This is a genomic window from Terriglobales bacterium, from assembly GCA_035457425.1.
GTDB lineage: Bacteria > Acidobacteriota > Terriglobia > Terriglobales > Acidobacteriaceae > JACPNR01.
This window is the reverse complement of record DATIBR010000144.1, coordinates 1-5948: the sequence shown is the minus strand read 5'-3', so window position 1 is coordinate 5948 and position 5948 is coordinate 1. Positions and strand designations below refer to the sequence as shown.

Annotated in this window: 7 protein-coding genes; 1 reads left to right on the top strand and 6 read right to left on the bottom strand. The window is 65.8% G+C overall.

Annotation, left to right across the window (positions count from 1 at the left end):
- The 5 genes from VLA96_10980 to VLA96_10960 form a co-directional block, all read right to left on the bottom strand.
- Positions 1-804: lysophospholipid acyltransferase family protein (locus VLA96_10980; protein HSE49721.1), on the bottom strand; the 804-nt coding region annotated here is incomplete at its 3' end.
- A complete protein-coding gene (locus VLA96_10975) occupies positions 801-2195 on the bottom strand; it encodes a folylpolyglutamate synthase/dihydrofolate synthase family protein (GenBank protein ID HSE49720.1) in 1395 nt (464 codons plus the stop codon). The genes VLA96_10975 and VLA96_10980, both read right to left, overlap by 4 nt.
- 119 nt (positions 2196-2314) lie before the next feature.
- Positions 2315-3157, bottom strand: coding sequence for an acetyl-CoA carboxylase, carboxyltransferase subunit beta (gene accD / locus VLA96_10970; protein ID HSE49719.1), 843 nt, complete (start codon positions 3155-3157; stop codon positions 2315-2317).
- A gap of 119 nt (positions 3158-3276) precedes the next feature.
- Positions 3277-3813 carry a cob(I)yrinic acid a,c-diamide adenosyltransferase gene (cobO, locus tag VLA96_10965; protein HSE49718.1) on the bottom strand — a complete coding sequence of 179 codons (537 nt, stop codon included), beginning with the start codon at positions 3811-3813 and terminating at the stop codon, positions 3277-3279.
- Positions 3814-3897: 84 nt separating this feature from the next.
- On the bottom strand, positions 3898-4341 hold the full coding sequence (locus tag VLA96_10960) for a 23S rRNA (pseudouridine(1915)-N(3))-methyltransferase RlmH (GenBank protein ID HSE49717.1): 444 nt from the start codon (positions 4339-4341) through the stop codon (positions 3898-3900).
- 98 nt (positions 4342-4439) lie between these two features.
- On the opposite strand from VLA96_10960, the gene VLA96_10955 reads away from it, so the two are divergent.
- Positions 4440-4913, top strand: a complete 474-nt coding sequence (locus VLA96_10955; protein ID HSE49716.1) for a hypothetical protein — start codon at positions 4440-4442, stop codon at positions 4911-4913.
- Here VLA96_10955 and VLA96_10950 read toward each other — a convergent pair.
- Positions 4898-5884 carry a sigma-54 dependent transcriptional regulator gene (locus VLA96_10950; GenBank protein ID HSE49715.1) on the bottom strand — a complete coding sequence of 329 codons (987 nt, stop codon included), beginning with the start codon at positions 5882-5884 and terminating at the stop codon, positions 4898-4900. The two genes, VLA96_10955 and VLA96_10950, sit on opposite strands and share 16 nt — an antisense overlap.
- Between the last annotated feature and the right edge of the window lie 64 nt (positions 5885-5948).

Below are 5948 nucleotides of genomic sequence, written 5' to 3'. Positions count from 1 at the left end.
GCGGGTAGGCGCCGGCGACTCGCCGGCGCGCACCTCAATCAGCCCCGCGATCGCCCGCTTCACCTTCTCCGCCAGCCCCTCCATGTCGTGCAGCTTCATCCCGGTCGTCGCGATGGGCTCGCCGAACACCAGCTCCACCCGCCCCGGATGAATGTGGAACGTGTTGATGGGCAGCACCTCGTAGGTCCCGATCAGCGCGCAGGGAACCACCTCCACCTGCGCCTTGATCGCGACGTAGAACGCGCCCGGCAGGAACGGCTGCAGCTCCCCGGTCTCCGTCCGCCCGCCTTCCGGGAAGACCACCAGCGGCATTCCCTTCTTGAGACCTTCCACCGCCGAGCGCAGCGACCGGAACGACGCGTGCGCGTTGTCGCGGTCGATGGGGATCTGCCCCGAGCGCCGCAGGTGCCATCCCAGGAACGGATAGCGGAACAGCTCATGCTTCGCGATGATGCGGAACTGGAACGGCAGATGCACGTACAGCACCGGGATGTCCATCGCCGACGCATGATTCACGGCGTAGAGATGCGGTCTGCCGAAGTCCACCCGCTCGCGCCCGCGCACCGCGACCCGCACCATCGCGGTCTTCAGGATCATCCACGACCACGTCCGCGCGAACCACTGCTGGATCCGCCCGCTGCCGTCGAACACCGACGCGACCAGTGACAGCGCCCCCATCACCACCGTGTACAGGTAGATCAGGTTGTTGAGGATGACGATGGAGCGCAGGTAGCTCAGCCTCCCGCCCTTCTTGGGGATCGGGCGATCGGGTGTTCCGGTGATCGGGCGATCGGGCGCGCTCATTGGAGAAGCGGGAGAGCTTCCCCAACAAGATAGATGGAACCGGTAACGACGACCAACGATTTGTCGCCGGCCAGCGTTTTCGCGGCCTGAAGCGCCTCCGCGGCGCTTGAACGGGTGAGCGTGTCGGCGCCGGTGCGCGCCGCGGCCTGCGCGACCTCCGCCGCCGAGGCCGCGCGCGGGTTCCCGACCGTGGTCGCGACCACGTGTTCGGCCAGAGGGAACAGGATGTCGGCCATTTCCGCGATCGCCTTGTCGCGCAGCGCCGCGAACACGAACACCAGCGGCCGCTCTTCGAAGTATGTGGAAAGCGCCGACCGCAGCGCCCAGGCGCCGGCCGGGTTGTGCGCGACGTCGAGCAGGTACTGCTGGCCGTCGCGCTCGACGAGCTGCAGGCGCCCCGGCCAGCGCGTCTCCCGGATCCCGCGCTCGATGTCCCGCGCCGTCACCTTGAACCCGAACTGGTTCAGTTCCACCGCCGCCGCGATCGCCAGCGCGACGTTGCGCAGCTGGTGCCGCCCGAGCAGCGGGGAAGCGACGCTGATGGACTGCCCAAGCACCTCAAGCTGGTAGCCAGTGTTCAGTGGCTGGTGTTCAGTGGCCAGCCCCGCTTTCGCTGGCTTTTCTGGCCACTGGCCACTGGTCACTGACCACTCGCCCGCGGGCGTGATACTCGGCATGAAGGGAACCGCGCTCACAGCCCGGGCATTCTTCTCGAGGGCTGCTCGCCCGATCACGTCGTTCGCCTCCGGATGCTGCGGCAGCGTCACCAGCACCCCGTTGGCGCGGATGATCCCCGCTTTCTCGCATGCGATCTCCGCGATGGTGTTCCCGAGGAACTTCTGGTGGTCGAGCGCGATATCGGTGATGACCGCCAGCGCCGGCTCGGTGACGTTGGTCGCGTCCAGCCGCCCGCCCATCCCGACCTCGAGCACCGCGATCTCCACCCCGGCCGAGGCGAAGTACTCGAACGCCATCGCGGTCAGCGTCTCGAAGAAGCTTGGATGCCAGGGCAGCTTGCCCTCGCGCACCAGCCGCTGCGAGACCTCGTCCACGCGCTGGTGCATCTCGGCAAATTCCGGCTCGCTGATCTCCTCGCCCCCGCCGTTCGAAGAAAAGACCTGGATGCGCTCGTTGATGCGGATCAGGTGCGGGGAAGTGTAGAGCCCGGTGCGATGTCCCGCAGCCGCGAGGATGGAAGCCAGCGTCGCCGCGGTCGAGCCTTTGCCGTTCGTCCCGGCGATCAGCACGCTCCCAAACCGCCGCTCGGGATGCCCCATCGCTTCCAGCAGCACCCGCATGTGCGCGAGGTCGAACTTCGCCGCAGGCGTCTGGTGCAGCTCGTGCCCCAGCGCCAGCAGCTTCTCGACGGCAACGTCGTAGGTCAAAGTCAAAGACCTCATCGCGGATGAACGCGGAGCAAAGTCACAACCTTTGAAACGCAGAGCGCGCTGAGCGACATCGAGCGCACAGAGACAATCAGGCTAATCGCTAATTGCTTATTGCTGCCCCGTCACGCGGCCATGAACTCCAGCGCCCGCGCGATGTAGTCCTTCATCTCGCGGCGGTGCACGATGGCGTCGAGGAAGCCCTTCTCCAGCAGGAATTCCGAGCGCTGGAAGCCCTCGGGCAGCTTCTGCCGGATGGTCTGCTCGATCACCCGCGGCCCGGCGAACCCGATGAGCGCGCCCGGCTCCGCGATGTTCAGGTCGCCCAGCATGGCGTAGCTGGCGGTCACGCCGCCGGTCGTCGGGTCGGTGAGCACGCTGATGTAGGGCACGCCCGCCTCGTCCAGCCGCGCCAGCGCCGCCGAGATCTTCGCCATCTGCATCAGCGAGACCACGCCTTCCATCATGCGCGCGCCGCCGGAAGCCGACACGATCACCAGCGGATGCCGCTGAAACGTCGCGCGCTCGATCGCCCGCGTGATGCCCTCGCCCACCACCGCGCCCATCGAGCCCCCGATGAACGAGTACTCCATCGCGCTCACCACCACCGGCTTGCCCTTCAGCGTGCCCTCGGCGTTCAGGATGGCGTCCGCCAGGTCGGTCTCTTCCTGCGCCTTCGCCAGCCGCTCCTTGTAGGGCTTGATGTCCACGAAGTTCAGCGGGTCGGTCGAGACGATCCCGGTGTCCTCGATCTTGAACCCGGGGTCGAGCAGCAGCTCCAGCCGCGAGCGCGCGTCGATGCGGAAGTGCCGCTCGCACTTCGGGCACACGTTCGCGTTCTCCTCCAGGTCCTTCTTCCAGATGATCTGCCGGCACCCGTCACACTTCACCCACAGGCCCTCGGTCCGGACCTTCTTCGTCCCCTCGGAGACTTCGAGTTCGGTGTCGGTGCGCTTGAACCAGGCCATAGGGAGGTGCGAGCTATGTGTTGCGAGGTGCGAGTAGCCGTGAAGGGGTAATTCTAAATGGGGATGGAGGGAATGGGGAATCGGCCGCTAACAACTCGCAACTAACGACTCGCAACTCGTCAGTACTCGATCCCCCGCTGCGCCATGATGCCCTTCTGGTATGCGTGCTTGACCTCGCGCATCTCCGTCACCGTGTCGGCCACCTCGACGATCGACGGATGCGCGTTCCTCCCCGTCAGGATCACGTGCACCTGCTCCGGCTTGCGCTTCAGCACCTCGACCACCTTCGCCGGGTCGAGCATCTTGTACCCGATGGCGTAGTTGATCTCGTCCAGCACCACCAGGTCCCACTGGCCCGACAGGATGGCCTGCTCGGCCTCCTGCCACGCGGCTTCGACCAGCTTCACGTCTTCGGGATCGGTCTCCGCGCCGCCCACCTTCACGAAGCCGCGCCCCATCTGCTTCATCACGAACTTGTCGCCGAAGGCCGCCACCGCGTCCAGCTCGCCGTAGTGCCACGAGCCCTTCAGGAACTGCAGCATCAGGACCTTCATCCCGTTGCCCACCGCGCGCAGCGCCGTCCCCATGGCGGCGGTGGTCTTGCCCTTGCCCGGGCCGGTGTTCACGATGATGAGGCCGCGTCGTGTCTCTGCCATGCTCGAAGGCGTTTCCAGTTTCCGGTTTCCCGTTTCCCGTGGCCCTGTTTTTCGGGAAACCGGGAACGGGAAACGGGAAACGATTTAGTGTCCGGTGTGGTACGGATGTCCCTTGAGGATTGTAAACGCCCGATAGAGCTGCTCCAGCAGCACCACCCGCGCCAGCTCGTGCGCCAGCGTCATCTTGCCGAACGCCAGCGTCAGGTCGGCGGCGTGGCGCGCCGCGGCGGTGAAACCGTCCGCCGGACCGATGGCGAAGATGAGCTGCTGCGTCCCGCGGTCCTGCTGGTCGCTCAGGAACTCCGCAAACTCCTCCGAGGTGAACTGCCGCCCGCGCTGGTCGAGGATCACCAGCACCGGCCGCGTCCGCCCGCTCAGCTTCTCCAGCGCCTTGAGCAGCGCGTCTTCCGACCCCAGCTCCATCGCCTCGGTCGCGCAGTACCGCCCGATGCGGCGCATGTACTCCACCGTCAGCGCCGTGATGGCCGACTCCTTCGTCTTCCCGATCCAGGCGACGCGCAGCTTCACGTTCTACAAGTATCACACGAGGCCTAGAATGCCTGTGTGAATGAGCGCAAAGGAAGCGGGGGAAGCGGGATACGGAGCTGGGTGTAATATCGTTCGCCATGACCGAGGCCAAACCGCGCATCTACAGAGTCCAACTTCCGGTCCGCTACCTGGCACTCTGGGCAGCGATGCTTGGCTTTCTTACGCTTTGGGATTGGTTGATCCTGGGCCAAGAATACGTCGCCAAGAGTGCTCCCATCCGCGTGCTGTTTGTCCTGTTTGTCTTCATATTCGGGTGGCTTGGTCGACGTTACGTTGTCATGGTTCTTCCCGATCGTATTGAGTCCACTGCTTATACCGGAAAGACCGTATTCCGTGACGCCACGCTACGAATTCACGAACGCAGCATCGGTTTGCCTCTCCTGAGCGTCCGCGGAATGACACTTTCCAACTATGGCGGGTTCTTCGGCTACCTTTACGGGTCGATCTTCATTCCGGAAACCACGTCCGGATATGACGACCTGAAGCGCGAGCTGTTGGAAAGCCGCCCAGCACCTACTGACTTCGTCCTCGAAGATCAGTCCAACCCGTAGCGCTTGCGCTTCTCCAGCAGCGTCTTCCGGCTGATGCCGAGGATCGCCGCCGCCTGCGACTTCTTGCCGCGCGTGAACTCCAGCACCTCGGCGATGTACGCGCGCTCCAGCTCTTCCAGCGTCTGCTTCTTCGCCTTAGCGCCCGCCACATGTGCCGGCAGGTCTTCCACGCGTATCTCCGCGCCCGTGCCGTAGACCACCGCGCGTTCCAGGATATTCCGCAGCTCCCGGACGTTTCCGGGGAACGGGTAGTCCTCGAGCGCGCGCAGCGCCGCGCTGGAGAACGCCGGCCGCGCCTTGCGGTGGACCTCGGCGAGCTGCGCCAGCAGATGCTCCGCCAGCGGCGCCACGTCCTGCGGCCGCTCCCGCAGCGGCGCGATCCCCAGCGGCACCACGTTCAGCCGGTAATACAAATCCTCGCGGAACGTCCGCCGCGCCACCGCATGCTCCAGGTCGATGTTGGTGAGCGCGACCAGCCGCGCCTCCACCGCGACCGCCCGCGACCCGCCCAGCCGGTCGAACTTGCGCTCCTCGATCACGCGCAGCAGCTTCGCCTGCGCCGGCATGGAGAGCGCCGCGATCTCGTCCAGCACCAGCGTCCCGCGCCCCGCCAGCTCCAGCCGCCCGCGCTTCGCTTCCGTCGCGCCCGTGAACGCGCCCTTCTCGTACCCGAACAGCTCGCTCTCCACCAGCTCGTGCGGCAGGGAAGCGCAGTCGATCTTCACGAACGGCTCGCCCGCGCGCTCCGACAAAAAGTGGATCAGCTCCGCAAGCAGGTCTTTGCCCGTCCCGCTCTCCCCGCGGATCAGCACGGTCGCATCGGTCGGCGCGACCTTCTTCACCTGCTCCAGCAGCTTGATTGACTTGGGATCGCGCGCGACGAACAGCTTCTCGGAATCAAACGCCTGGAACGCAGAGGTCGCCGCGCTCGAAGGAGAGCTCGCGGAGCGGGATTGCGGCGCGCGCGGCATGGGCTCGTGTGGAGGCGGGCGACTCGCCCGCCAGAAGCGACGATTCTACGACGCTTTCCGGACC

Excerpts from the sequence above, each read along its gene's own strand:
- accD (HSE49719.1), bottom strand. The coding sequence starts at position 3,157 with ATGGCCTGGTTCAAGCGCACCGACACCGAACTCGAAGTCTCCGAGGGG.
- cobO (HSE49718.1), bottom strand. The coding sequence starts at position 3,813 with ATGGCAGAGACACGACGCGGCCTCATCATCGTGAACACCGGCCCGGGC.
- VLA96_10955 (HSE49716.1), top strand. The coding sequence starts at position 4,440 with ATGACCGAGGCCAAACCGCGCATCTACAGAGTCCAACTTCCGGTCCGC.
- VLA96_10950 (HSE49715.1), bottom strand. The coding sequence starts at position 5,884 with ATGCCGCGCGCGCCGCAATCCCGCTCCGCGAGCTCTCCTTCGAGCGCG.